Annotated in this window: 21 protein-coding genes and 2 pseudogenes; 12 read left to right on the forward strand and 11 right to left on the reverse strand. The window is 60.7% G+C overall.

The window, feature by feature from the left end:
• Positions 1-663 carry a CoA transferase subunit A gene (locus AC1Z32_RS11115; protein ID WP_483478748.1) on the forward strand — a complete coding sequence of 221 codons (663 nt, stop codon included), beginning with the start codon at positions 1-3 and terminating at the stop codon, positions 661-663.
• Positions 656-1,315 carry a 3-oxoacid CoA-transferase subunit B gene (locus tag AC1Z32_RS11120; protein WP_483478749.1) on the forward strand — a complete coding sequence of 220 codons (660 nt, stop codon included), beginning with the start codon at positions 656-658 and terminating at the stop codon, positions 1,313-1,315. Before AC1Z32_RS11115 ends, AC1Z32_RS11120 begins: the two co-directional genes overlap by 8 nt.
• Before the next feature lie 12 nt (positions 1,316-1,327).
• Here the strand turns inward: AC1Z32_RS11120 and AC1Z32_RS11125 are convergent, their stop codons facing one another.
• Positions 1,328-2,044 carry a TetR/AcrR family transcriptional regulator gene (locus AC1Z32_RS11125; RefSeq protein WP_483478750.1) on the reverse strand — a complete coding sequence of 239 codons (717 nt, stop codon included), beginning with the start codon at positions 2,042-2,044 and terminating at the stop codon, positions 1,328-1,330.
• Positions 2,045-2,263: 219 nt separating this feature from the next.
• On the opposite strand from AC1Z32_RS11125, the gene AC1Z32_RS11130 reads away from it, so the two are divergent.
• Positions 2,264-2,461: a hypothetical protein gene (locus AC1Z32_RS11130; protein ID WP_483478751.1), complete on the forward strand. Its 198-nt coding sequence runs from the start codon at positions 2,264-2,266 to the stop codon at positions 2,459-2,461.
• A 588-nt stretch (positions 2,462-3,049) separates the two neighbouring features.
• Here AC1Z32_RS11130 and AC1Z32_RS11135 read toward each other — a convergent pair.
• On the reverse strand, positions 3,050-4,159 hold the full coding sequence (locus AC1Z32_RS11135) for an alkene reductase (protein ID WP_483478752.1): 1,110 nt from the start codon (positions 4,157-4,159) through the stop codon (positions 3,050-3,052).
• Positions 4,160-4,358: 199 nt separating this feature from the next.
• Here AC1Z32_RS11135 and AC1Z32_RS11140 point away from each other — a divergent pair, with 199 nt between their 5' ends.
• Positions 4,359-5,243: a LysR family transcriptional regulator gene (locus AC1Z32_RS11140; RefSeq protein WP_483478753.1), complete on the forward strand. Its 885-nt coding sequence runs from the start codon at positions 4,359-4,361 to the stop codon at positions 5,241-5,243.
• Between the two features lie 224 nt (positions 5,244-5,467).
• A complete protein-coding gene (locus AC1Z32_RS11145; protein ID WP_483478754.1) occupies positions 5,468-5,734 on the forward strand; it encodes a DUF4148 domain-containing protein in 267 nt (88 codons plus the stop codon).
• On the opposite strand, the gene AC1Z32_RS11150 is transcribed toward AC1Z32_RS11145, so the two are convergent.
• Positions 5,731-6,153 carry an ATP-grasp domain-containing protein gene (locus tag AC1Z32_RS11150; RefSeq protein ID WP_483478755.1) on the reverse strand — a complete coding sequence of 141 codons (423 nt, stop codon included), beginning with the start codon at positions 6,151-6,153 and terminating at the stop codon, positions 5,731-5,733. The two genes, AC1Z32_RS11145 and AC1Z32_RS11150, sit on opposite strands and share 4 nt — an antisense overlap.
• Positions 6,154-6,232: 79 nt before the next feature.
• Positions 6,233-6,553, reverse strand: a pseudogene (locus AC1Z32_RS11155) (PrpF domain-containing protein); the annotation flags it as partial.
• A gap of 615 nt (positions 6,554-7,168) precedes the next feature.
• On the opposite strand from AC1Z32_RS11155, the gene AC1Z32_RS11160 reads away from it, so the two are divergent.
• Positions 7,169-9,025: a hypothetical protein gene (locus AC1Z32_RS11160; RefSeq protein WP_483478756.1), complete on the forward strand. Its 1,857-nt coding sequence runs from the start codon at positions 7,169-7,171 to the stop codon at positions 9,023-9,025.
• Positions 9,026-9,202: 177 nt separating this feature from the next.
• On the opposite strand, the pseudogene AC1Z32_RS11165 reads toward AC1Z32_RS11160, so the two are convergent.
• Positions 9,203-9,361 (reverse strand): annotated as a pseudogene (locus AC1Z32_RS11165) (IS5/IS1182 family transposase); the annotation flags it as partial.
• A gap of 641 nt (positions 9,362-10,002) precedes the next feature.
• Between AC1Z32_RS11165 and AC1Z32_RS11170 the strand changes: the two are divergent.
• The 6 genes from AC1Z32_RS11170 (at position 10,003) to AC1Z32_RS11195 (ending at position 16,878) form a co-directional block, all read left to right on the forward strand.
• On the forward strand, positions 10,003-11,361 hold the full coding sequence (locus AC1Z32_RS11170) for an MFS family transporter (protein ID WP_483478757.1): 1,359 nt from the start codon (positions 10,003-10,005) through the stop codon (positions 11,359-11,361).
• A 254-nt stretch (positions 11,362-11,615) separates the two neighbouring features.
• Positions 11,616-12,365 carry an electron transfer flavoprotein subunit beta/FixA family protein gene (locus AC1Z32_RS11175; RefSeq protein WP_483478758.1) on the forward strand — a complete coding sequence of 250 codons (750 nt, stop codon included), beginning with the start codon at positions 11,616-11,618 and terminating at the stop codon, positions 12,363-12,365.
• 15 nt (positions 12,366-12,380) lie between these two features.
• Entirely contained in the window at positions 12,381-13,352 is a 972-nt protein-coding gene (locus AC1Z32_RS11180; protein WP_483478759.1) for an electron transfer flavoprotein subunit alpha/FixB family protein, read from the forward strand.
• Between the two features lie 14 nt (positions 13,353-13,366).
• Entirely contained in the window at positions 13,367-14,179 is an 813-nt protein-coding gene (locus tag AC1Z32_RS11185) for an HpcH/HpaI aldolase/citrate lyase family protein (RefSeq protein ID WP_483478760.1), read from the forward strand.
• Complete coding sequence (locus AC1Z32_RS11190; protein ID WP_483478761.1) at positions 14,176-15,849, forward strand: electron transfer flavoprotein-ubiquinone oxidoreductase; 1,674 nt, start codon at positions 14,176-14,178, stop codon at positions 15,847-15,849. Before AC1Z32_RS11185 ends, AC1Z32_RS11190 begins: the two co-directional genes overlap by 4 nt.
• A gap of 81 nt (positions 15,850-15,930) precedes the next feature.
• Positions 15,931-16,878 carry a LysR substrate-binding domain-containing protein gene (locus AC1Z32_RS11195; protein ID WP_483478762.1) on the forward strand — a complete coding sequence of 316 codons (948 nt, stop codon included), beginning with the start codon at positions 15,931-15,933 and terminating at the stop codon, positions 16,876-16,878.
• Here AC1Z32_RS11195 and citF read toward each other — a convergent pair.
• From citF to AC1Z32_RS11225, 6 genes are all read right to left on the reverse strand, one after another.
• Complete coding sequence (gene citF, locus AC1Z32_RS11200) at positions 16,872-18,401, reverse strand: citrate lyase subunit alpha (RefSeq protein WP_483478763.1); 1,530 nt, start codon at positions 18,399-18,401, stop codon at positions 16,872-16,874. The two genes, AC1Z32_RS11195 and citF, sit on opposite strands and share 7 nt — an antisense overlap.
• Before the next feature lie 38 nt (positions 18,402-18,439).
• The gene (locus tag AC1Z32_RS11205; RefSeq protein WP_483478764.1) at positions 18,440-19,834 is read right to left on the reverse strand and encodes an MFS transporter; all 1,395 of its coding nucleotides are present in this window, start codon (positions 19,832-19,834) and stop codon (positions 18,440-18,442) included.
• A 105-nt stretch (positions 19,835-19,939) separates the two neighbouring features.
• Positions 19,940-21,118 carry a CaiB/BaiF CoA transferase family protein gene (locus AC1Z32_RS11210; protein WP_483478765.1) on the reverse strand — a complete coding sequence of 393 codons (1,179 nt, stop codon included), beginning with the start codon at positions 21,116-21,118 and terminating at the stop codon, positions 19,940-19,942.
• Between the two features lie 12 nt (positions 21,119-21,130).
• Entirely contained in the window at positions 21,131-22,294 is a 1,164-nt protein-coding gene (locus tag AC1Z32_RS11215) for an acyl-CoA dehydrogenase family protein (RefSeq protein WP_483478766.1), read from the reverse strand.
• Positions 22,295-22,314: 20 nt separating this feature from the next.
• Positions 22,315-23,157: an HTD2 family dehydratase gene (locus tag AC1Z32_RS11220; protein ID WP_483478767.1), complete on the reverse strand. Its 843-nt coding sequence runs from the start codon at positions 23,155-23,157 to the stop codon at positions 22,315-22,317.
• A 120-nt stretch (positions 23,158-23,277) separates the two neighbouring features.
• Positions 23,278-24,222: a LysR family transcriptional regulator gene (locus AC1Z32_RS11225; protein WP_483478768.1), complete on the reverse strand. Its 945-nt coding sequence runs from the start codon at positions 24,220-24,222 to the stop codon at positions 23,278-23,280.
• Positions 24,223-24,258: the final 36 nt, after the last annotated feature.

A 24,258-nucleotide genomic window follows, 5' to 3' on the forward strand; every position in this document is an offset into this window, starting at 1 on the left:
ATGGGCAAGACCTGTAATGTGAGCGATGCGGTGGCTTCCATTCCGGAGGAGGCGACGCTGATGATTGGCGGGTTCATGGGCGTCGGTACGCCACGACGCCTGATCGACGAACTGGTGCGGCAGGAACGACGCGGATTGACCGTCATTGCGAATGACACGGCACGACCGGGCATCGGTATTGGCCGGCTGATTTCGGCGCGCCTCGTGAAGCGTCTCATCACCAGTCATATCGGCACCAACCCCGAGACGCAGCAACAGATGCTTGCGCGTGAGATCGATGTCGAACTCGTTCCTCAGGGAACGCTTGCGGAAAGAATTCGCGCCGGCGGACACGGGCTCGGCGGGGTGCTGACGCCCACGGGCGTCGGCACGGTCGTGCAGGACGGAAAGCAGACGCTCGAAATCGACGGGCAGATATTTCTCGTGGAACGACCACTGCGGGCCGACTTCGCGCTCGTCAACGCGTGGCGCGCGGATCACATCGGTAACCTGACGTACGCGATGACGGCCCGCAACTTCAATCCCCTCATGGCGATGGCCGCTGATGTCGTCATCGCAGAGTCGAAGGAGATCGTGCCGACGGGCGTCATCGCGCCTGACGATGTGATGACGCCCGCCGTGATCGTGGACCGTCTGATTGGCAGGGAGAGGCTCAATGGATGACAAGAAGCTGATCGCGATGCGCGTTGCGCAGGAGCTGCGCCCGGGATACCTCGTGAATTTGGGTATCGGGCTGCCGACGCTCGTAGCCGCCATGGTGCCTAAAGACGCCGATATCTTCTTTCAGTCGGAGAACGGCATCGTCGGTATGCACGCCATTCCCGAAGAAGGCCTCGAAGCGGAAGACCTGACAGATGCAGGCGGAAGCCCCATCAGTGCCCTTCCCGGCGCGGCGACGTTCGACAGCGCGATGTCTTTCGGCCTGATCCGCGGTGGTCATCTCGACGTGACCGTGCTCGGCGGCCTTCAGGTCGATCAACAAGGGCGGCTTGCGAATTGGATGGTGCCCGGACACATGGTCCCGGGAATGGGAGGAGCGATGGATCTGGTCACGGGCGCTCGACGCGTTATCGTGGCCATGACGCATACGGCGAAGGGCAAGCCGAAGATCGTCGAGAACAGTACATTGCCGCTGACTTCGCAAAGAAGAGTGGACTTGATCGTGACCGAACTTGCGGTCATCAAGCCCTCGGACCAGGGACTGATCTTGCAGGAGCTCGCGCCGGGCGTCGATGTAGCGACTGTCCAGCGCGCGACGGAAGCGCGTCTGATCGTGCCAGACGAAGTCGTCACGATGCGTCTCGACTCGAAATAGGCGTCCTGCGAATCATGCGAGCGTCTCGCGCAAATCGGATCGCGCCGCGCCGGCTTTTCCCGCGTCAACGATCATCTGTGTAACGACGTCGAGTTGCAACGACGTCGCCTGTTCATCGACACCGAAGATCCGCATCACGGAAAGACCGCGCAGCGCAGCGAACACTACCGCCGCGAAGTGCTCGGGTTGGGAATGCGTCTCGGCAATTTCGGGGAAGACGGTCACGAAATGCTGGAAGAACAACGGATCGTGCTTCGCCCGATGCTCATCGATGCGCTGAAATAACTGCGGAGAAGTTCTGCACCCGAAAAAAAGACTCCACGCGGCAACGTAACTTGGGGGCGCATACACCTTGTCCCAGGCAGCGTGCACAAAGCGGCTCGCACGTTCTTCGAGCGGCACATGAGCCGCGTTCTCCGGCCATACCGAGCCGAGTTCGCCAAGTGGCTTCATGACCTCATCGACGACGTGTTCCATCAGCACGGCCCGATTTCCAAACTGATGTTGCACCGCGCCCAGCGTCACCTTTGCGCCTCGCGCGATGTCCTGCAGATTTGTCTCCTGGAAGCCGACTTTCTGGAGCAGCCGGATCGCGGACGCGATGATTCTTCGTTGCGTGGTCTCGCTTCGCTCCGCTTGCGTGCGCCGCTTTGGCAAGGACCTCGCTGCTGGTGACTTTGGTTCCTTCATGACAGGTTTCGCATGTTGCAATACACGATTAACGTTCAACCAATTCTACACAGTCGCAAGACAGCCAGCACGCGTTCTGATGGGTGCAAAGACGATGCCCGCCGCTGAGCCGCTCCGGTCCGGTTGCCCGTAACGAGATGCGCACGGCGCGCCAATTGAGCCGAGCCGCCGAATGCAGACGATGAGAGATTTTCCGATTCTCTATTCGGCACCTCGTACCAATACACGCGGGGAGGCGGAACGACAGGACACGAGGGCGTGACCTATCAGCAGGCCAATATCGGGCTGGATTATTTTCTGTCGAAGCGCACGGATCTCTATGCGGTCGTGCTGTGTCAACATGCGTCCGGGACCGATTCGACGGGCAACAAGGCGGTTGCCGCGATCTATGGATTCACGCCGTCATCGACATCGAATCAGGTCGGTGCGACTGCGGGCATTCGCCATGCGGTTTGAGTTTTCAGGAGTCGGTCCAGTCGTTGCGTCTCGTCGCCGGCGTTTGCTCTTCGCGAACGGCAGGTCCTCGCATTTGAGGGGACGTTTGGATCGGCGTACACCGGAAGGAGGCTTCGGGCCGGGAGCGAGAATTGGTCAATGCAAGACGCGGCTCTCGCCTGCCTTACACGCGACCAATCGGCTCAAGAATCAACGGAAGCGGTGCGATGTTCCGCTTCCCCGTTGCAAGGTCCACGAAGATTTGCAGCGAATGAGCCGTCTTGGCCGGTTCGGCGGGCACTTCCTCATGTACAACGCCGCGACCCGCCGTGGTTCAATGCAAGCCCCCGGCAGGATGAGGTTGCGAGTCACGATCGAGTCACGATCGAGTCGCGGTCGTTGATGCCCGTCTCCGAGTCGAGGAACACGTAGGACACGGCGGAAATGCCTTCATGCAGATGAGGCGGAAACGTCGGCCCGCTCATTCATGCATGATCGACTCCTATGTACGGATTGATCAGCTCGGCCACACCACGCAGGTTGTAAGCCTGGAAGTGGCTGCCATGATTGGCGCGCTGCAGTGTCGCGACGGTAAGCATCATGTCCGCCTTATGCGCTCGCGGAGGCGGCCAAGGCCGGATAGTCGGTGTACCCTTGCGCGTCGCCACCAAAGTAGGTGTTGCGATGGGCCTCATTCAGCGCGACGCCGGCCAGAAGACGTGCAACGAAGTCCGGATTGGCGAGCACCATCTGGCCGTACGCTTCGAGATCGGCCAGGCCCGATTCCACATCAGCACCAATCTCTTCGCGCGGACGCCCCGGTCGATTCAGGATGAGCGATCCCTTCCAGAGTTCGCGGATATCATCCAGCAGCGCGTCGTTGCCCAGATGCATGATGTGCAGATAGGCGAGACCGAGCTTGTTCAGCTCTGCAACCAGATAGCGGTAGAGCTCCGGCCCTTCGCTGCCCTCGTCGATACCCCACATCGCGGTACCGGGCGACAGACGGATGCCGGTCCTGTCCGCACCGATCTCTTCCGCGATCGCAGCCGCCACTTCGATGGCAAAGCGCGCGCGGTTCTCGATGGAACCACCGTATTCGTCGGTCCGGGTATTCGCGCTCGGGGCAAAGAACTGCTGGACGAGATAGGCGTTCGCACCGTGGATCTCGACGCCGTCGGCCCCGGCTTCGATCGCGCGCCGCGCAGCATGGCGGAAGTCAGCAACGGTCCGACGCACTTCCTCGGTCGAGAGCGCGCGCGGCACGGGAATGTCCTGCATGCCCGTTGCTGTGAACATCTGCGTACTGGGCGCAATCGCCGACGGCGCCACGCCCGGGCGATGATGCGGCGTGTTGTCCGGGTGGGACATGCGTCCGGCGTGCATCAACTGGATGAACAGATGGCTGCCGTTCGCGTGCACGGCATCGGTGGTCTTCTTCCAGCCAGCGACGTGCGCGTCGGTATAGATGCCCGGCGTGGTGAGGTAGCCCTGTCCGACGTCCGACGGCTGGGTGCCCTCGGTGACGATCAGCCCGACGCTCGCGCGCTGCGCATAGTATTCGGCCGCCAGATTACCGGGCGTGCCATCGGACTGCGCACGGCTGCGGGTCATCGGCGCCATCACGAGGCGGTTTTGCAGCGTGTAGCGGCCGACGCTAATCCGACTGAACAGGCGATTATTGCTCCCTTCACGAACAGGGCTGAGGCGGTGACTCATGGTGAACTCCCGGAGATTGAATGGGGATAACAGAGCTCGGTTTCAGGTTCTACGAAGCTGCGCTCGAACTGCCGGCCGGGCGCTCAGCGCGGCCATGAAGTTGCGGATGTTCGATTCCGTGGCGAGATAATCAACCGCTTTGTCGCTGAGATAAATATGGTAATTTGGAGATCATTGATCCATTGGCGGAGCAATCAGCGTGGAACTGTTGAACGACATGGCGCTCTTCGTGGAAGTTGTGAGAGCCAAAGGCTTCCGTAGTGCTGCGGAGACGTTGCGAATACCAAACTCGACCCTGTCCCGGCGCATCAGCCTGCTTGAAAAGACAATCGGGCTGCGCCTGCTTCACCGCACGACGCGCAAGATCGAATTGACCGAAGCGGGACAGATCTACTTCGAGCGCTGCAAGCGGATTGTTGACGAGGCTCGACTTGCTCATGAGCAATTGGGCGAAATGCTCGCTCAACCCAGCGGCCTGCTGCGCGCGTCGCTTCCGGTGGATTTCGCGGTCACGTATCTCGCGCCGTTGATCGCCGAGTTCGCCTCCCTTTACCCTGGCATCGCTTTCGAGTTCGACCTGACGCCACGCCGGATCGACCTCGTGAGTGAACCGTTCGACGTCGCGATCCGGATGGGTGAGTCGGAAGATTCACAGTTGATCGCGCGCCCATTGGCAATGCTCGAGGCACATCTCTACGCTTCGCCGGCTTACCTCGCTCGCTGGGGCGAACCACGCGAACCAGCAGACCTCGAGCGGCATGAGTGCCTGAGCATATTGAAAGGGGGATCTGGTTCCTGGACGCTGCAAAGCGGTGCGCAATCGACCCAGGTCACAATCGGCGGACGATTCACGATCAATAGCGTGGGCATGATCCGCCGACTCGCGACGCTCGACTTGGGCATCGTCCTGCTACCGGAAGAAATCGTTGCGGACGAGGTCGCCAACGGACAGTTACGCCGGGTGATGCCCGAATGGCATGGCAAACCCCAGCCGGTTTATGCGATCACCGAGACTCGCCTGCTGCCCGCAAAAACGCAGCGGTTTATTGAGTTTTTGCGCGACCGCCTTGCCGCCCGCAGGTGATTGGGCGTGTACGCACCGCCCGACCACGGGTCGTGTCTCCGTGCTGCGCTTCGTCGCGGCCGACTCCAACGTGGACCGGGGCGCTAGGGCAGGTCACGTTCCATTCCGGATAACAGTGATTTGCATCCGTCGGTATTAACCCGGCGCGGATTCGCCATTAGACTTCCGCCATTTGCTGTGCAAGGTTCTTCTTGCTCGCAGCGGTAACAGGTCACGGAGTGTCTATGGAAATCACGCTTAAAGCTATTGCGCTCGGCGCGCTGCTCGCGAGTCCGCTCGCAACGCTGGCGCAGCCGTCTCAGCCGTTGACTCGCGAGCAGGTTCGCGCGGATCTCGTGCAGTACGAAAACGCCGGATACAACCCGACCGACTGGTTGCACTATCCGCAGAACGCACAGATGGTGCGAGCAAGAATCGACGCGAACCGCGATTACGGCGGCAGTACGCCGGAAACGTCGCAAGCGGGCGAGCCGCACGCGTCGCCAGACTAAGCTTGCATCATGTTCGTCCTTACGCCCCACCCAAGGCGGGGCTTTTTGCTTCCGCTGCAGGGGGCGACGCCATCGATGTGATTGAACCGACGCACCGGCGGAACGACGAACGTTCCCGATCCCACGCGACTCATCGCGGTGACTGTCAGTTCTTCGCCGGGCAAATATTCCTCGACGATCGCACGCGAGCCGAACGCCCCGCTCTCGAACAGCGACGTCAACGCGGCAATCAGCGCCGCGCGATCCTTTACGAGACTCACGCTCTGGCTGCCGCGCCCTCGCACGGGTTTGACGATCACGGGAAAGGTTAGCGCGCGCTCGTCGAGCGAGACGAGGTCATCGCGGCTCACGAGTAAGGACGCGGCAACTGGAAGGCCGATGGCGCGTAACGCGTCGTTGGTCGCGAATTTGTCGTCCACAGGCAAGGCGGCGCTACCTGCTGATAGATGACCGCGACGCGCCGCGGCACGTCATCGCCGATAAACTCGACGCGCTCCTTCACTTGTCGAACGCCGATGAAGGAACCAGCACGAAGCCTTCCATCAGTCTCCGTGCGCTGCGGCTCATGAGCGCCTTGGTGACGGTCCATGCGCCGTCCTTCTGCTGTGCTTCCGCGCCCACTTCGAGACTGCCCGACGGATGCCCGAAGCGCACCGAACGCTTCGATTTAGGCACAAGCCGGTTGACCACGGTTCCCCGAATGACCGCCGCGACGGCGATCGCTACCGCGCCGGTGCCGGTCATCGCATGATGCAGTTTGCCCATGGAGAAGATGCGCGCGTTGATGTCGAGCGTGTGCGCGCACGGGAAGCAGCCAGATCGCGACGCTCGTCGAACGCCAGACCCGCTATGACAGCCCACGAGCATAAAGGGCAGGTAAGGAGCGCATCGGTATGCAATGCCCGCCTTTGGCGGGCATGCTTATTTGTACTTCGATGAGGTGCGTCGTGTGCATCTTTCGAGCGATGCACACGCATGAAAGGCATCAAGCAATCGGCGGATTGCAGGACCACCGATGCCCCTTCGCACACTGATGATCCGTCGGGCAATGCCCTTTGGGCAGCACGCAAGTCAAGGCACAACAACCGCCGCCCGGCGTTCCGGGCGGATCATCGTGCGTGCATGCTTCGCCGCAGCGCGTATCCGCGTTTGAGGTCGCGTCTTCATCTGAATCTGTCGACATGGTCTGCCTCCTGTCCGTCGAAACTTCCCTTCGGCCCCGCTGCCTGCCGTACCGTGAAGTTCGAAAGAAAGCGAGTCACGCATACAGCATACGCAGAACGAAGTAGCACCGTTCGCGAATCAAGCGGTCGATTTCGGCCAGAGTGTAGGCGGCAAACGCAAGAACCGAACGTCCGGCTTCTGATGAATTAAAACGATATTGGCGAGACCCGTCACGCATGAACATGCAGGCGCGCACTATCGGGGAAAGACATGGCGACACGAACCTATGCCAGGACGCAGGACCAGACGCCGCGTCGAGCACGATCGAATGCCGAAAAGCCCGCGGCGGTCCTTCCTCAGCTTGAGCGCCAGACACCCGAACTCCTTCGATTGCAACGTGCGCTCGGCAATCAGGCGGTTAGCCGGCTGCTGGGCGAGGCGCAATCCGGCATCGCGGTACAGCGCAAGGAGCCGCAGGCCGACAGCCCGGCACCCGCCAACGATGCCAAAGCAACAACGACTCCGGCCACGAATTCACCAGCGCCTGCAAAAAAGACCTCGACACCGATGAAGATCAAGGCGAGCTACGAAGAGTTGCCGGGTGCATCGAGCACAGGGGCGGAGCGCAGCAAGGCGGAGAACGCGCTCTGGTTCAACCCGCTGACCATCGCGTCGCTGTCGCCATCCGTCGATGAAGTCTCGGTGTCGAAAGGCGTGACGCGTGGAGGCGGTCAGTTGATCGAGACCTACAACGCGCCGCTCAACGAAAACCCGGCCGAGGGCACGGGCATGATCTCGGCGCAGCTTCAGTACGCGAAGGATGTCAACAAGAGCTACAGCATCAAGGTGAGCGGCCTGAAGGGCAAGCAGGCGACGGACGCGCAGTTCGAAGCCAAGAAGTTCGTCGCGGAGAGAATCAAGACATTCGGCGACTTCGAAGAGATCCAGCAGCAGGCCTCCGCGCACATGGAAGAGAAGTTTCCTGGCTCGCAGACGGAGATCACGGTCTCAAGCGACCAGAAAGTCATGAGCGATGCGGGCCGCAGCAAGTTCTTCTACAAGGCGCGCGCGACCCCGACCATCCTGCTCGAAGTGCCCGTCACGCCCGTCGCGGAAAAGACCATCCACAGTGGCAGCACGACGACCAAGTCGCAGGGTTCGGAGAGCCAGCAGGAAACGCACAGGGACAACGAGAGCGAGAAGGTCGACACCACCAGAACGAAGACCGATCAGGAGCGCCACGGCGAGTCGTCGGTCGAGAAGGTGCAACAGGAGTACAACGAGGCTGTCGTGAAAACGCTCGACGATATGGTCACCAACGTGACGACCGTGCATGACAAGGTAAAGTCGGAACTGGTGCAGAAGACGGTTTCATCGTTCAAGTATCACGATCAGGATGCATGGGAAACGCATCGCGTCGAGGGACACTTCACCGACTATACGAAGAACGTGAAGGGCTACACCGAGAGCGGCGACAAGGAGAAAAGGAACTGGGCCTGGTGGCTGCAAAAAGGCGTGAACATCGTTCAGAAAGTCACCGATATTCCCTTTATCACGGACATTCCGAAGATCGGCAAGTATGTGCGAAAGGTCAAAGGATGGGGCATTGCGCTCGATCTCATCGATAAGGTCGCCGGTACGTTCGCGGAGACGGGCAAGGTCAAGTACACCGACAGCAAGGAAGACACGACCGTTCACGAGAAGGGCGGCACGAAAGACGATACGTCGGGCAAGGGCCGCCGGGACGTCACGGGCGACGCCACGTCCACCACGACCGCCAACCTCGAGCAGTCGTTCGACAGCACGACCAAAACGGAATGGAACCGTCACATGAGCGAGGCGACCGACACGAAGAAGTCGTTCTCCAGCGTCACGACCAAGGATTCCTCGGGCGGCTCCAGTAGTTCATCCACGGACGATTCCACCTACGACCGCAACAAGCAGAGTAGCGGCGGCTCGGACAAGAAGAAGGAAAATCAGAGCATGACCACGACGATGAACTACGACGTGAGCGCCAAGGAAACCTATACGAAGCCGTATCTGAAGGCGACCGTGGTGGACGGCGACGGCGAGGTCAGCGCGACTCCGTTCACTGCCACCAAGCCGGAAAACACCGAAGGCAAATAGGCGCATCGAAGAGGCAGACTGTCGCCGTCTCTACGTCTTTGCGTCTATATCACGCCGACCGAAGGCGCGGCCCGGGCGCAAGACGAAACGCAGGCGCGCCCTCACACGCGGAAGCAGGCCTTTGCCGATTTTGGCGACCTTCGAGCCTTTGACACTGAAGACTGAGACAACGTCCGCTTCCCCGGCCACGCCGCGCGCGCGATTCGCGTCGGCTTTAACGACGCTTGCGTCAATGGCAAACCCTTTGCCTTCGACGAGTCCTTCATTCATGCGGCGACGCAAAGCCGATTCGAACACATGCCGCATGGTTTCGCTGTCGCGGAACCGGCCATGCACGTGATCGTCAAGGTTGAAGGAGTAAAAGAGTCTGTCTTGCACGCCACCTTGACGACCCATCATGGCGACGCGCTCCCGTCGCCCAATGCATCGAGGATAGGCAACCGACGTCTAATTCGCCGAGTTCCTCACCAGAATCGGCCAGTTGCCGCCTTTCGCCGGGACCTCGCGGCGGCTAGACATCTAAAGGTCCGAAGCATACCGGTAAGGGTTTACCAATAAGGGCAATTCTCGGGCATAGGTTCGCCCTATGTGCGTCAAATGAAACTCGTATTTCCGCCGGACGGGGCTTTCCAATAGAGTCCATCTAACCAAACAACGACTTGCTAGTTCGGCACACCGGTCGCCCTTGTTGTGCGTATTTCACCGCAACGGTTGGCGTGGTGTCCGGAGCCAACGACGCCATAAGCCACCGCCCGCCTTTGCTTTAACGACGGACGCCGAATTCGGCGCCGCTGGCGCTCTCGCGTTCAACGAGGCGACATGGTAATCAGCCAACCAAATGATTTGCGTGAGCGCTTTCAAAAATAAGATCTAAATCGATTCAGGCGCGCGAGCCGCAATGCTTGCTCTGAGATGCGTCGGTCGGCCGGTTCACTAAATATAGACCCGCCGTCTAGTTAGAATTTCAGGAGACACAAATGCAAAAGGATTTAGGCCATATCGGAATCGAAAGTGATTCGTCTTCCCCTTCCACTCCCATGTCCATCCGAGTAAAGGGAATCATCGGTGCCTGCTCTGGCAACCTCGTCGAATGGTTCGACTTCTTCGTCTACGCGTACACATCGATCTACTTCGCCGCTGCGTTTTTCCCATCCGGGAACCAGGTAAGTCAGCTTCTCGCGACTGCAGGTGTATTTGCCGTGGGATTTTTCATGAGGCCACTAGGAGGCTGGATATTCGGATGGATTGCCGATACCAAGGGCCGAAAAGTGTCGATGATCATCTCTGTCTTCATGATGTGCGCCGGCTCACTATTGATCGCTCTGTTGCCGACCTACCAGACGATAGGGGTTGCCGCACCGGTGCTCCTCGTGGTCGCCCGTCTAATTCAGGGCTTGTCCGTAGGTGCGGAGTACGGGACTGGAGCAACATATCTCAGTGAAGCGTCCGTTACTGGCCGCCGCGGCTTTTTCGGCTCGTTTCAGTACTTCACGATCATCTCCGGGCAACTGCTTGCCTTGCTCACGGTCGCCATTCTTCAGCACACCCTGTCACTTGCCGAGCTGAAAGAGTGGGGATGGCGGATCCCGTTCTTCTTGGGCGCGGTAAGTTCGATTGTGGTGGTCTACCTCCGGCGCTCGATGGTGGAGACTGCGTCGAGGCAGGACATGAAACGTAAGGAAGCAGGCTCCATCTCTGGATTGCTTCTGCACAAACGCGCCGTACTGCTCGTGCTTGCGTTCACCGGAGGGGGCTCACTGTATTTCTATACGTTCACAACCTACATGCAAAAGTTCTTGGTCGTTTCAGCCGGAATGACGCCACAGGTTGTCAGCTTTGTCATGACTGCCTCGCTCATTTGCTTCATGCTTTGTCAGCCGATTCTCGGCTTGCTCGCGGACAAGATTGGAGTCAAAACGCATATGCTGCTGTTCTCCGGCCTTGCGACCTTATTGGTTGTCCCGCTCCTGTTTGCGTTGAAGTCGGTCACGAGCCCATACATGGCCTTTGCGCTGGTTGCAGCCGGATTGTTGATCGCATCGTTCTACACGCCGATTTCTGGCTTGGTGAAAGCCGACCTTTTCCCGCCGACGGTGCGTGCACTCGGTGTTGGTCTTCCGTATGCGCTAGCGAATGCAACCTTCGGAGGCACTGCGGAGTATGTGGCACTCACCTTGCGCTCGGCGAACGTCGAATCCACGTTCTTTTACTATGTCGCGGTGCTCACGGGAATCACTTTCGTGGCCTCAATCCTAATGCCGGACCTTGGCAAGCATGGCTATCTGGATGGCAGCGGAGAAATCGAGGCGAACACTGGATTGAGGAAGCAAGGCTAGCATTTGCGAAGCCCTCCATTAGGTGCTGGATCGCCAATCGGGCTGTAAGAGGAAAGGCGTAAGTCGGAGTTGTCCTCCAAGTTGAATTTCAGCGAGGGACGTATCGGATGATGGACTTCTGGAATATGGGCCGAGCACGGCGGCCAACGGAAGCCGGTATCGCGTCGTTGTGCAATGCGTTGTCGAACTTCGGCGGATGAAAGTTGTTCGGCTTGGCTTCAGACTTCGTAACGAAGGTTAGAAGGGAGATTACTTTGAGGATTTTGGTGCCAGTCAAGCGCGTGGTCGACTACAACGTGAAGGTCCGTGTGAAGTCGGATAACACGGGTGTCGATATCGCCAACGTGAAGATGTCGATGAACCCGTTCGACGAGATCGCCGTGGAAGAGGCGGTGCGTCTGAAGGAAGCGGGTGTCGCTACGGAAGTGATCGCCGTGTCGTGCGGCGTGACGCAGTGTCAGGAGACGTTGCGTACGGCTTTGGCCATCGGCGCGGATCGCGCGATTCTGGTCGAAAGCGCTGATGAATTGCAGCCGCTCGCGGTCGCGAAGATTCTCAAGGCATTGGTCGATCAGGAAAAGCCTGAGCTCGTGATTCTCGGCAAGCAGGCCATCGATGATGATTCGAACCAGACCGGCCAGATGCTCGCCGCGCTGGCGGGCCTGCCGCAAGCGACGTTCGCATCGAAGGTCGTGATCGCGGACGGCAAGGCCACGGTGTCGCGTGAAGTCGATGGCGGCGCGGAAACGCTGTCGTTGAAGCTGCCTGCGGTCGTGACCACGGACCTGCGCCTGAACGAGCCGCGCTACGTGACGCTGCCGAACATCATGAAGGCGAAGAAGAAGCCGCTGACGACGGTGAAGCCCGCTGATCTGGGCGTTGACGTCGCACCGCGCCTGAAGACGCTGAAGGTCACGGAGCCGCCGAAGCGCAGCGCCGGCATCATGGTGCCGGACGTGAAGACGCTGGTCGAGAAGCTCAAGACCGAAGCCAAGGTGCTGTAAAGGAGACGCGAGAAAATGACGATTCTGGTAATTGCGGAACACGACGCCCCGAAGGAAGCCCCCTTGGGGGGCAACGCGTCGATCAAAGCAGCGACGCTGAACACGGTTGCAGCGGCGGCTGAGGTTGGCAAATTCGTCGGCGGTGACATCCATGTGCTGGTCGCGGGTTCGAACGCGCAAGGCGCGGCGGACGCGGCGGCAAAGATCGCAGGCGTGGCGAAGGTGCTGCTGGCCGATGCGCCTCAACTCGCCGATGGCCTCGCGGAGAATGTCGAAGGCACGGTGCTGAACATCGCGAAGGACTATTCGCACATTCTTGCGCCCGCGACGGCTTACGGTAAAAACATCGCGCCGCGCATCGCCGCGCATCTGGATGTCGCGCAAATCAGCGACATCACCGCCGTCGACAGCGCCGACACCTTCGAGCGCCCGATCTACGCGGGCAACGCCATCGCGATCGTTCAGTCGATCGATCCGATCAAGGTCATCACGGTTCGCGCGACGGGCTTCGATCCGGTCGCGGCCGAAGGCGGCAGCGCGGCGGTCGAAAAGATCGAAGCCGCAGCCGACGCGGGCATCTCGCAGTTCGTGAGCCGTGAAGTCACGAAGCTCGATCGTCCGGAACTGACGAGCGCGACGATCATCGTGTCGGGCGGCCGGGGTCTCGGCAGCGGCGAGAACTACACGAAGACGCTCGAGCCGCTGGCGGACAAACTCGGCGCGGCGCTGGGCGCATCGCGCGCGGCAGTCGATGCGGGCTATGTCCCGAACGACTTTCAGGTCGGTCAAACCGGCAAGATCGTCGCGCCGCAACTGTACGTGGCCGTCGGCATCTCGGGCGCGATTCAGCACTTGGCCGGTATGAAGGACTCGAAGGTCATCGTCGCGATCAACAAGGATCCGGAAGCGCCGATCTTCAGCGTGGCGGACTATGGTCTCGTCGGCGATCTGTTCACGCTCGTGCCGGAACTGGCGGCAACACTGTGACCGAGGACACTGCCATGAGTAGTCTTGCGCAACTCCGCTCATTCCTGTTCGTGCCTGGCGATCGGCCGGAGCGTTTCGACAAGGCACTGCAAAGTGGTGCGGACGCTGTCATCCTTGATCTGGAAGACGCGGTTTCACCAGAGAATAAGAATGACGCAAGACGAGCGATCGAAGCATGGTTAACGCCCGATCGCCCGGTGCTCATCCGCGTGAATGCGCGAGGCACATCCTGGTTCGAGCAGGATGCGCAGCTTGGCAAGCTGCGAGGCGTCGCCGGAATCGTACTGCCGAAGGCGGAAAGTGCGTCCGACGTCGTCGAACTTGTATCTCAAACGAAGAGCAGGATGCCTGTCTATGCGCTCATCGAGACGGCGAAGGGAATGTTCAATGCAATGGAAGTCGCCCGAGCACCATTTGTCCGCCAATTGATGTTCGGAACGCTGGACTTCTGTGCGGACCTGAGGCTCGCTTCGGATGGCGGCGAACTCGACCATTTCCGCGCCGACCTCGCCGTTACTTCGCGGGTCGCTGGAATTGCGCCTCCGATCGATGGCGTGACATCCGCCATCGGAGACGAAGACTTGTTACGCGCCGAGACCCTCAAGGCAAGGCGATGGGGATTCGCCGGGAAACTCTGCATTCATCCGCGCCAGGTCCCGATTGTGAATGCGGGCTTCGCGCCGAATGAAGACGAGCTTGCATGGGCGAGACGTGTCATCGAAGCCTTCAAAACTGCGGATGGCGCTGCCGTCGCCGTCGATGGAAAAATGGTCGATAAGCCCGTCGTACAGCGCGCGCAATCGATTCTCGATGCTGTCGGCGCATGAGCAGCAATTCTCTCATCGAGCAATACGGTCCCCGCGAATCGATGGAATACGACGTCGTCATCGTCGGCGGCGGACCAGCCGGTTTGTCGGCGGCCATCCGTTTGAAGCAACTGGCGGAGGAAAAGGGCGTCGAGATCGGCGTGTGCGTCCTGGAGAAAGGCTCCGAGATCGGCGCGCACATCCTCTCCGGCGCGGTGATGGACCCGCGCGGCCTGTCCGAACTCATCCCCGACTGGAAGGAAAAAGGCGCGCCGCTCGATGTCGAAGTGACCGAAGACCGCTTCCTGTTCCTGTCGCAGAACGACGCGAAGCAGGTGCCGAACTGGCTGCTTCCCGACAACTTCAAGAACCACGGCAACTACGTCATCAGTCTCGCGAACGTCACGCGCTGGCTGGGGCAGCAGGCCGAGGCACTCGGCGTCGAGATTTTCCCGGGCTTTCCGGCCGCCGAAGTGCTGTACGCCGATGACGGCGCGGTGCGCGGCGTCGTGACGGGCAACATGGGCGTCGGCAAGGATGGCGAGCCGACCGAGAACTTCCAGCTCGGCATGGAACTGCACGCGAAGTACACGCTCTTCTGCGAAGGCGCGCGCGGGCATCTGGGCCGTCAGCTGATGGAGAAGTTCAGGCTCAACCAGAATTCCGATCCGCAGGTGTACGGCATCGGCATCAAGGAGCTGTGGGAGATCGATCCGGTCAAGCACAAGCCCGGCCTCGTGATCCACACCGCCGGCTGGCCGCTCGAACCCGATACCTATGGCGGCTCGTTCCTCTACCACATGGACAACAACCAGGTGGTCGTGGGCTTCGTCGTCGGGCTCGGATATTCGAATCCGTATCTCTCGCCGTTCGAAGAGTTTCAGCGCTACAAGACGCATCCGTCGATTCGCGCGTTTCTCGAAGGCGGCAAGCGCATCTCCTACGGCGCGCGCGCGATCACGGCCGGCGGTCTGATGTCGCTGCCGAAACTCACGTTCCCCGGCGGCGCGCTCGCGGGCGATGACGCGGGCTTCCTGAACGCATCGCGCATCAAGGGCAGCCACGCGGCGATCAAGTCCGGCAAGATGGCCGCCGAGGCCGCATTCGAAGCCGTGCAGGCGGGCCGTCAGAACGATGAACTCACCGCCTACCCCGAACTGTTCGATACGTCCTGGCTCAAGACCGAACTGCACCGCGCGCGCAACTTCAAGCAGTGGATGAGCAAGGGCCTGTACCTCGGCACGTTCATGGTCGGTCTGGAGCAAAAGGTGATGGGCGGCAACGTGCCGTGGACGCTGCATCATCAGCATTGGGATCACGAGATGCTGAAGCCGGCGTCGCAGTGCAAGCCCATTGTCTATCCGAAGCCGGACGGCAAGCTCACGTTCGATCGTCTCTCGTCGGTGTTCATCTCCAACACGAACCACGAAGAGAACCAGCCCGCGCATCTGACGCTGAAGGATGCGAGCGTGCCGGTCAACGTGAACCTGCGCACCTATGCCGGACCGGAAGGCCGCTACTGCCCCGCGGGCGTGTACGAGTTCGTCAAGTCCGACGAAGGCAGCGAGCGCCTGCAGATCAACGCGCAGAACTGCGTGCACTGCAAGACCTGCGACATCAAGGACCCGACGCAGAATATCGTGTGGGTCACCCCGGAAGGCGGCGGCGGGCCGAATTATCCGAACATGTAGCAGGCGCTACGTCGGCGTCCGGAGCGTACAATTCGCATCACTTCAACGCTCCAGTCGCTGACCAGTCAGCCTTTCACGCTCATGGACGTCCGGCAGCTGCGCTACTTCGTCAACATCGTCGATTACGGCAGTCTCGGCAGGGCAGCGGAGAAGCTATACGTCGCTCAGCCTTCCTTGAGCCAGCAGATGGCGCGCCTCGAAGAGGAACTCGGCGTTGCGCTTCTGCTGCGCAGCAACCACGGCGTCACGCCAACTGCGGAAGGCAATGCGCTTTACCGGCACGCGCGACTCGTCCTGCGCCAGATGGAGCAGCTCAAACAAGAGGTCAGCAAAGGCGGCGGCGCGGAATCGGGCACCGTCGCGCTCGGCCTGCCCACGACGATGGCCTGCGTACTTGCCGTGCCGCTCTTCGAGCGAGTGCAGGACAAGTATCCAGGCATCCGCCTGCAGTTCTTCGAAAGCATGAGTGGCTACCTGAATGAGTTGCTCGCAAACGGAAGACTCGATCTCGGCATACTTTTTCGCGAATCGGACACGCCGGGGATCGGCGCGCTGCCGGTTTTCGATGAAACGCTTTACTTGCTGGGAGAGCCGGACATCGATATTTCCCCGCGTTCCAGCACGTGCGCGCTAGCCAAACTCGCGGGGGTCAAGCTCGTCGCGCCTGGCGTTGCAAATGGATTGCGGCTGTTGATCGAACGCACGTTCTCCAGCGAGAACGTCGAGTTGAACATCATCGCGGACATCGACTCCTTGCCGTCCCTCCTGCTCATTGCTCATTCGGGGAGAGCCTGCACGATCTTGCCCGCTTCCGCCGTTGCCCAGTTCGATTCTTCGCGTTTGCCACGCATGCGCAAGATCGTCGATCCGGTGATTCGGCGTCCCGCCAGCATTTGCTGGCCGAACAGCATGCCGATGCATGCTGCCACTGTCGCTGTTCGGCAAACGCTGGTCGAACTGATCACCGAGCTCGTTGCGCGCGAGACATGGAAAGGCGTGTCGCTGCGCGATCAGGAAAGCGATCAGTGAGTCCGGCGCACCACGTCGATGATCGAGCCATCACGATATTGCTGAAGCGCCACGACAGGCGCATCGTCGGGCGGGCGTGTGGTCCGTTCGGGCTCGCCTGCACCTTCCATCGCTAAATCGTGAAGCCGCGCGATCGATACGGTTTCGATGCCCGCGCTTTTCAGCATATCGGCGAGATCGTCGCGGGACGGATTCACCGCGATCCCCGCTTCGGTGACGACTACATCGATCGATGCGCCCGGCGTCGTTATCGTGCGCACCGATTCCACGACCTTTGGATTCGCGCCCGCGCGAAGACGCGTTGTGACGATGGCAAGCTTTGCACCCGCGGCGGTGTCGCTGTGTCCCCCGGAGCCGCCGATGATGCGTCCGTCAGCAGTCGTCGTGACGTTCACATTGAAGTCGAGGTCGACTTGCGCGGCGCCGAGAATCATCGCGTCGAGCCTGTCGGCGACGGAACCGCGCACCGACGGGCTCGCATACATCGAAGCCGACATCGCCTGGTGCCTGCTATTCCTGCGATAAGATTCGACCGCATGCAGGTCGAAGCATTGAACATCGAAGAGTGTGTCAAAAAGCCCCGCTTCGAGCATCCCGACGATCTGCCCGGTGATGCCGCCAGAAGCAAAGCTCCCTTGTACACCGCGGCGGCGCATTGCGTCTTCGACGAACCTGGCGACCGCCAGCGAAACGCCTCCTGCGCCAGTCTGGAATGAGAAGCCGTCGTCAAGCAATCCCGCCGCTTCGATGATTCGCGCAGCGGACTTCGCGATATCGAGACCGACAGGATCATCCGTAATCCGCGTCGTACCCGAAACGATACGTGCCGCGTCGCCGATGCTTTCAACGGGAACGACGAAATCCACGCAGTCCTGTGCAATGTCGATGGGGCAGGCCGGATACTTCACCAGATGGTCCGTTATGGCGACAACCCGTTTGGCGTAGCGCGCGTCGACCATTGCGTATCCGAGTGTGCCACATGCGTTCGGCCCTGAAACGCCGTTGATGTTGCCGCAGTCGTCTGAAGCAGGCGCCGCGATGAACGCGACGTCGATCATGAGTTCCCCGCTCTCGATGGCATGCGCCCGCCCGCCGTGAGTTTGCAGCACGGCGGGTACATTCAGCGCGCCCCGGCCGATGGCATCGGCGGCCGGACCCGACACATAAGCGGTATGAATGCTTCGAATGACGCCAGCATTCATGAGCCCGACGAGCGGCTCATGCACTGGAAAGATCGAACTTGGCGCGATCCGCAGATCGCGCAGCCCCATGCGCGCCGCCTCGGTCAGAACGAGGTTCATCACATGATCGCCATTGCGCAAATGGTGGTGGAACGACAGGGTCGCGCCATCCCGAACATCGCATGCGGCAAGCGCGCTTCGAATGTTGGCGAGCAGCTTCGGAGTGCCGTCGCTACCTGATCTGCGGCCAGCGTCCCGTGCCATCGACGGTGAGCCGTATGGGCGCAGATCACCGATTCCGTCGATAGCGTGCGGAAGCTCGCGCCCAAGCACATTGCGCATTTTGGGTCTCCTTGAGGTGCGGCGCGAGGATTCGCTTCTTATGCCCGATGCGTCGCGGGGGATTCGATCTTGTTCTCAACAATCGTAGCCGAAGCGTCGGATACGGCCGGCGCGAGGTCCTCCAGCGAATGCCGGCTCGTTTCCACTCGGATCACGAGGATCGCAACGCAGAGGACGGCAAGAGTCACGCTCACCATCGCGATTACACCGGACACGCCGACATGCTGGTAGAGCGTCAACGCGAGATACGGTGTCGCAATCGAGGCGGCACGGCCGCAGGTTCCCGCCACGCCGGTGCCGCGCAGACGTACCTCCGTCGGAAACAGTTCGGGGATGTAGCCGAACAGGCCGAGCGTCGTGATCGTATAGATCGACGTAACCAGACAAAACCCGACGATGATGAGTTGCGCAGGCTCACGAAGCGTCACGTAAAACCATCCGAGCGCGATGCTCACCAGTGCCGCGATCACGATCCCCTTCGCGCGTCCGATGCGGTCCGCGATCAGATAGCCGACGAGTCCGCCAACGGGCGAGCCGATCGACATCAACATCACGAATCCGAGTGACTTGACGACGGAAAGGCCCTCGCTCACGAAGAAAGTCGGGAGCCACGCGATGAAACCGTACAGCCCGATGTTGACGGCGATGGCCGTGAGCGCCGCGACAATCGTGCGTCCACGCAAACCAGGAGCGAATAGTGCGCGAAGCGGGACGGAGCCTACGTTCAGATTCACCACGCGTTGAACCGCGGGCAAAGGGCCCTTGCGCGCCTCGACTTCGCGTTCTATCGCGGCAAGCGTGGCTTCGGCTTCCTCCAGCCGTCCGGTGGATTCGAGCCAGCGCGGCGACTCGGGCATGCGATGACGCAGAAACCACACGATCAGCGCACCGATACCCGCGAGCGCGAACATGTAGCGCCAGCCCAGATGCGGAATGATCCAGTAACCGGCGGCGAGTGCCGCGAACAAGCCGCTGTTGATGATGATGGCCAGCAGCGAAACCCACTTGCCACGCGTCGCGGGCGGCACGAACTCCGCGAGCGTGCCTGCCGCCACGACGAGTTCAGCGCCGAGACCGATGCCCATGATGAAGCGCAGCACAATCAGCCATTCGATATTGGGCGCGAAGCATGCGGCAATCGACGCGAGTCCGAAGATACCCAGATTCAACTGGTAGGAGTAGCGCCTTCCGAAGCGATCGCCGACCCATCCGGCGGCATACGCGCCCAGCATCATGCCGATGAACGTCGATGACACGAAAATCGCGCCGTGCCGCAAATCGGTGAAGCCTTCGTTCACCATGGCCGCGACGGCGCCGTTGGCGAGATAGATATCGAACGCGTCGAGAAACGCGCCGCCTGCGATGAGTCCGAGAATCTTCCAGTGAAAACTGCAAATGGGTAGGCGATCGAGCCGGCCGGCAGCGTTGACCATGTCTTGTCTCCAGGTGATGTGTTCGAACGAGGTGGCCCTGTACTGCTGGCTTATCCGGAACGTTGTGTTTTGATTGAGTGTTCCGGAAGTCTCGCGCCTGAAACCTTAGATTGCGGCGGCGCTGCGCATTTGCTCTATCCGGCGATCGTCGAAACCGAGTTCGTGCAGGATCGGCGCCGTGTGCTCGCCCAAGGCCGGGACTGCGTCCATGCGCGGTTCATCCTTGGCGGAGATGCCCGGCGGGTAGAGCGCGGGGACATCGCCTGCCGCGGTTTTCACGCGTGTCCAGCGGCTTCGTGCATCGAGTTGCGGATGCTTCCAGACAGCGTGCATGTCGTTCATGTGCGCATTGGCGATGCTCGCTTTTTCAAGGCGCGCGATGACGTCCTCCGCCGAGCAATTCGAAAATGCATCGACGATGATTTGCGTGAGCGCTTCCCGATGCTGCGTGCGTCGGCTGTTCGATGAGAAGCGTTCGTCCTGCAAAAGCTCGGGGCGCGCGATGACGATATTGCAGAAGCTTTTCCATTCGCGCTCGTTCTGAAGCCCGAGCATCACGGTCTTGCCGTCGCCGGCAGGGAAGGGGCCGTATGGAAAGATCGTTGCATGCGACGCGCCTGCGAGTGCCGGCGCGGGCTGGTCATCGATCGAGTAATAGAGGGGATAGCTCATCCACTCGACCATGCTTTCGAGCATCGATACGTCAATGTGCTTACCTCGTCCCGTGCGGCCGCGTTCGATCAGCGCGGCGAGAATGTTCGTGTAGCCGTACATCCCCGCGGCGATATCCGCGATCGAACATCCGGCCTTCGCAGGTTGTCCATTGGATCCAGTAATACTCAGGAATCCGGATTCGCTCTGAATGAGCAAGTCGTACGCCTTCTTGTCGCGGTAGGGGCCGTCGAGACCGTAGCCCGAAATGTCGCAGACGATCAGTTTCGGATACCGCGCGCTCAAGGTCTCGAAGTCGAGGCCGAGCCGTTGCGTCGCGCCCGGCGCGAGGTTTTGAACGAACACGTCCGCATCGGCGAGCAACGCATGCACTACTTCCATCGCGGCCTGTTGCTTGACGTCCAGCGTGATGCTTTCTTTCGAGCGGTTGGTCCAGACGAAGTGAGAGGCGAGGCCCGACACGCGCTCGTCATAGTTGCGTGCGAAATCACCTGTTTCAGGCCGCTCGACCTTGATGACGCGCGCGCCCAGATCCGCGAGTTGACGTGTGCAGAACGGCGCGGCGATCGCATGCTCGAACGTGACGACCTTGATGCCTTGAAGCGGACGCATGTCGGTGCCTCCTTAGAAGGAACGCGGCAGACCGAGGATGTGCTCGGCGACGTAGGACAAGATGAGATTCGTCGAGATCGGCGCGACTTGATAAAGACGCGTCTCACGGAATTTTCGTTCGACGTCGTATTCGGAAGCGAAACCGAAGCCGCCATGAAACTGCAGGCACGCGTTCGCGGCTTCCCAGGAGGCGTCGGCGGCCAGCAGCTTCGCCATGTTGGCTTGCGCGCCGCAGTGCTGATGTGCATCGAAAAGCTCACACGCCTTGTAGCGCATGAGATTCGCCGCTTCGACATTGACCAGCGCGCGCGCAATCGGGAACTGCACGCCCTGGTTCTGTCCGATCGGCCGGCCGAAGACGACGCGCTCCTTCACGTATTGCGACACCTTGTCGATGAACCAATAGCCATCCCCGATGCATTCCGCGGCGATCAGCGTGCGCTCCGCGTTGAGGCCGTCGAGAATGTATTTGAAACCCATGCCTTCCTCGCCGATCAGGTTATCGGCGGGAATTTCGAGGTTGTCGAAGAACAGTTCGTTGGTCTCATGGTTGACCATGTTTGGGATCGGGCGAACGGTCATGCCGTGGCCGATCGCTTCGCGCAGATCGACGAGGAAGATCGACATGCCTTCGCTCTTCTTCTTGACGTCGGAAAGCGGCGTGGTGCGTGCGAGGAGGATCATCAGGTCAGAATGCTGGATGCGCGAGATCCAGACCTTCTGGCCGTTGATGACATAGCGATCGCCCTTGCGTTGCGCGGTCGTCTTGATCTTCGTCGTGTCCGTGCCCGTCGTCGGTTCCGTCACGCCCATCGACTGAAGGCGCAATTCTCCCGAGGCGATCTTCGGCAGATAGCGCTCCTTCTGCTCTTTCGAGCCATGCCGCAACAACGTGCCCATGTTGTACATCTGGCCGTGGCACGCGCCCGAGTTGCCACCCGAGCGATTGATTTCTTCCATGATGACCGACGCTTCCGTCAGGCCGAGTCCCGAACCGCCGTATTCCTGCGGAATCAATGCGGCGAGCCAGCCAGCTTTGGTGAGCGCATCGACGAATGCTTCCGGATAGCCGCGTTCTTCATCGACCTTGCGGAAATATTCGGATGGGAACTGCTGACAGAGATCGCGCACGGCATCGCGAATGTCCTGATAAGCATCGGCGGAGGTATTGAACATGATGAATCTTCCAGAGCGTGTTAGGCGAGCGTGGCGCGGGCGGTCATGCCGATCCACCCTTCGTGGTCCTTCGACCACAAGTCGACCGTTTTGCCATCGGCTGACGGCTTGCCACAAAGATGAAGGGCGTTTCCGGCAAAGCACGGACGCATGGCCTTGAAGGCGAATTCGACGACGCGGGCATCGGGACGCTGTCTGCGCACGAGATCGAGGAGGAGCGTCGCGATCAGCGGGCCATGCACGACGAGACCGGGATAACCTTCGACCTCGGTGACGTAGGGCTTGTCGTAATGAATGCGATGACCGTTGAATGTCAGGGCCGAGTAGCGGAAGAGCAGCACTTCGTCGGGAACGATCGTGCGTTGCCACTCGGCTCCTTCGGGCGCGGCGGTCGGCTTGGGCGCCGGCGCGCCGGGCGCGGGCGGCTCGCGATAGACGATGTCGTGCTCTTCCTCGATAGTGGGCACGCCATCGCAGGAAATGTGATGCGAGACCGTCACGAAGCCGAGCTTGCCGGTCCTTCCTTGCTTTTCGGTTACATCGAGAATGCGCGACTCGCGCAAGATGGGCTTGCCGACGATGATCGGCGATTTGAAACGGAGCCGTCCTCCCGCCCACATGCGGCGCGGCAGGCCGAGGTCGGGAAGGAAATCGCCCTTTTTCGGATGCCCGTCTTCCGCGATCAATGACTGCGCGACCAGTGGGCGGAAGAAGATCCAGTGCCACAAGGGCGCAAGGGCATCGCCCTCGAGCGGCGGCGTCGGGTAATCGAGCGTTACGCTGAGTCCGGCTGCGTGCGCGGGCGCGACGAAGTCAGCGGCTGATTCGATACGTTCCTGAAAGGCGTCGGACCGGCTGTTCATGCTTGTCTCCGATGCTGGTCTTCCTGACGGCCAGCTGTTCGTTGTCGGTAGACAAACTCTAGGGGAATCGCTCGCAGCGCGGAAATATCCGTTTCATGTGCCGGTCATAGGGCGATCCTATTACGAGTCGGTGGATGTGTCCTTCAGAAGCTGGGCCGTGGTCCAGGTTCCGCCGCGCACGGCACGGCCGATCTGATCGACGAGCAGGTCGACGACGCATTGAACCGCCGCAGCAATGCGCCTGTTGTTCGGCATCGCAAGAACGATCCTGCGTGACAGAAACTCGTCGGCGAGCGGCGCCGCGCTGAGCCGTCCTGCCGCGAGATCGTCGGCGACGGCGATACCCGGCAATATCGTGACCCCGTGTCCACCGGCGACAAGCCCTTTTTGCACGCTCATCGCATTGGTTTCGGCCGCAACAGTAAGCTCGATGCCTGCGTTCACGCAGGTTTGCTCGACGAGTGAGCGAATGCCGTGTGGCGCGTTCGGCAGGATCATCGGCAGATGCGCGACGTCAGCAAGCGCGATGGGTTCATCGGAGGCGAATCCGGCATCGGGCATTCCGACGATCCACAGCTTCTCTTCGACGAGCGGCGTGACAGCAAGTACTGGCGATGGCTTGGGATCGTAGAGAAGCGCGGCGTCCGTTTCGTTCTGTTCGAGCCAGTTCTGCAGGGTGCCGGTATAGCCCATCAGGACTCTCAGCCGGATTGCCGGATAACGTGATGCGGCTTCGGCAACGAGGTCGCTGGCTAGCAGCTCGCATGTGCTCGGCAGCAATCCCACCGTGACTATGCCGCTGACTCCCTCCGAGACGCGAAGCTCCGAACGCGCCCGATCCAGCTCGGCGAGCGCGCGGCGCGCATGTTCGACGAACACGGCGCCGGCTTCCGTGATGTCCATGCCATATCGGCCGCGAGCAAATAGTGCCGCGCCGACGTCTTCTTCCAGCAGACGAAGCTGCCGTGATACCGCCGGCTGAACGATATGCAGCAGGCTCGCAGCCTTGGTGACGCTGCCCGTGTCGGCAACTGCGATCAGCGCGCGAAGCTGCTTGATGTCCATATCACGCTCCCCGTGGAAACCCTGCCCAATGCCGAA

The sequence above is a fragment of the Caballeronia sp. 11_S32 genome (genome assembly GCF_056930355.1).

Bases quoted from the DNA above. Each gene is read 5' to 3' on its own strand.
- AC1Z32_RS11115 (WP_483478748.1), top strand. From the start codon at position 1: ATGGGCAAGACCTGTAATGTGAGCGATGCGGTGGCTTCCATTCCGGAG.
- citF (WP_483478763.1), bottom strand. From the start codon at position 18,401: ATGCGCAATGTGCTTGGGCGCGAGCTTCCGCACGCTATCGACGGAATC.
- AC1Z32_RS11210 (WP_483478765.1), bottom strand. From the start codon at position 21,118: ATGCGTCCGCTTCAAGGCATCAAGGTCGTCACGTTCGAGCATGCGATC.
- AC1Z32_RS11220 (WP_483478767.1), bottom strand. From the start codon at position 23,157: ATGAACAGCCGGTCCGACGCCTTTCAGGAACGTATCGAATCAGCCGCT.
- AC1Z32_RS11185 (WP_483478760.1), top strand. From the start codon at position 13,367: ATGAGTAGTCTTGCGCAACTCCGCTCATTCCTGTTCGTGCCTGGCGAT.
- AC1Z32_RS11215 (WP_483478766.1), bottom strand. From the start codon at position 22,294: ATGTTCAATACCTCCGCCGATGCTTATCAGGACATTCGCGATGCCGTG.
- AC1Z32_RS11205 (WP_483478764.1), bottom strand. From the start codon at position 19,834: ATGGTCAACGCTGCCGGCCGGCTCGATCGCCTACCCATTTGCAGTTTT.
- AC1Z32_RS11190 (WP_483478761.1), top strand. From the start codon at position 14,176: ATGAGCAGCAATTCTCTCATCGAGCAATACGGTCCCCGCGAATCGATG.
- AC1Z32_RS11135 (WP_483478752.1), bottom strand. From the start codon at position 4,159: ATGAGTCACCGCCTCAGCCCTGTTCGTGAAGGGAGCAATAATCGCCTG.
- AC1Z32_RS11195 (WP_483478762.1), top strand. From the start codon at position 15,931: ATGGACGTCCGGCAGCTGCGCTACTTCGTCAACATCGTCGATTACGGC.
- AC1Z32_RS11120 (WP_483478749.1), top strand. From the start codon at position 656: ATGGATGACAAGAAGCTGATCGCGATGCGCGTTGCGCAGGAGCTGCGC.
- AC1Z32_RS11225 (WP_483478768.1), bottom strand. From the start codon at position 24,222: ATGGACATCAAGCAGCTTCGCGCGCTGATCGCAGTTGCCGACACGGGC.
- AC1Z32_RS11170 (WP_483478757.1), top strand. From the start codon at position 10,003: ATGCAAAAGGATTTAGGCCATATCGGAATCGAAAGTGATTCGTCTTCC.
- AC1Z32_RS11180 (WP_483478759.1), top strand. From the start codon at position 12,381: ATGACGATTCTGGTAATTGCGGAACACGACGCCCCGAAGGAAGCCCCC.
- AC1Z32_RS11145 (WP_483478754.1), top strand. From the start codon at position 5,468: ATGGAAATCACGCTTAAAGCTATTGCGCTCGGCGCGCTGCTCGCGAGT.
- AC1Z32_RS11160 (WP_483478756.1), top strand. From the start codon at position 7,169: ATGGCGACACGAACCTATGCCAGGACGCAGGACCAGACGCCGCGTCGA.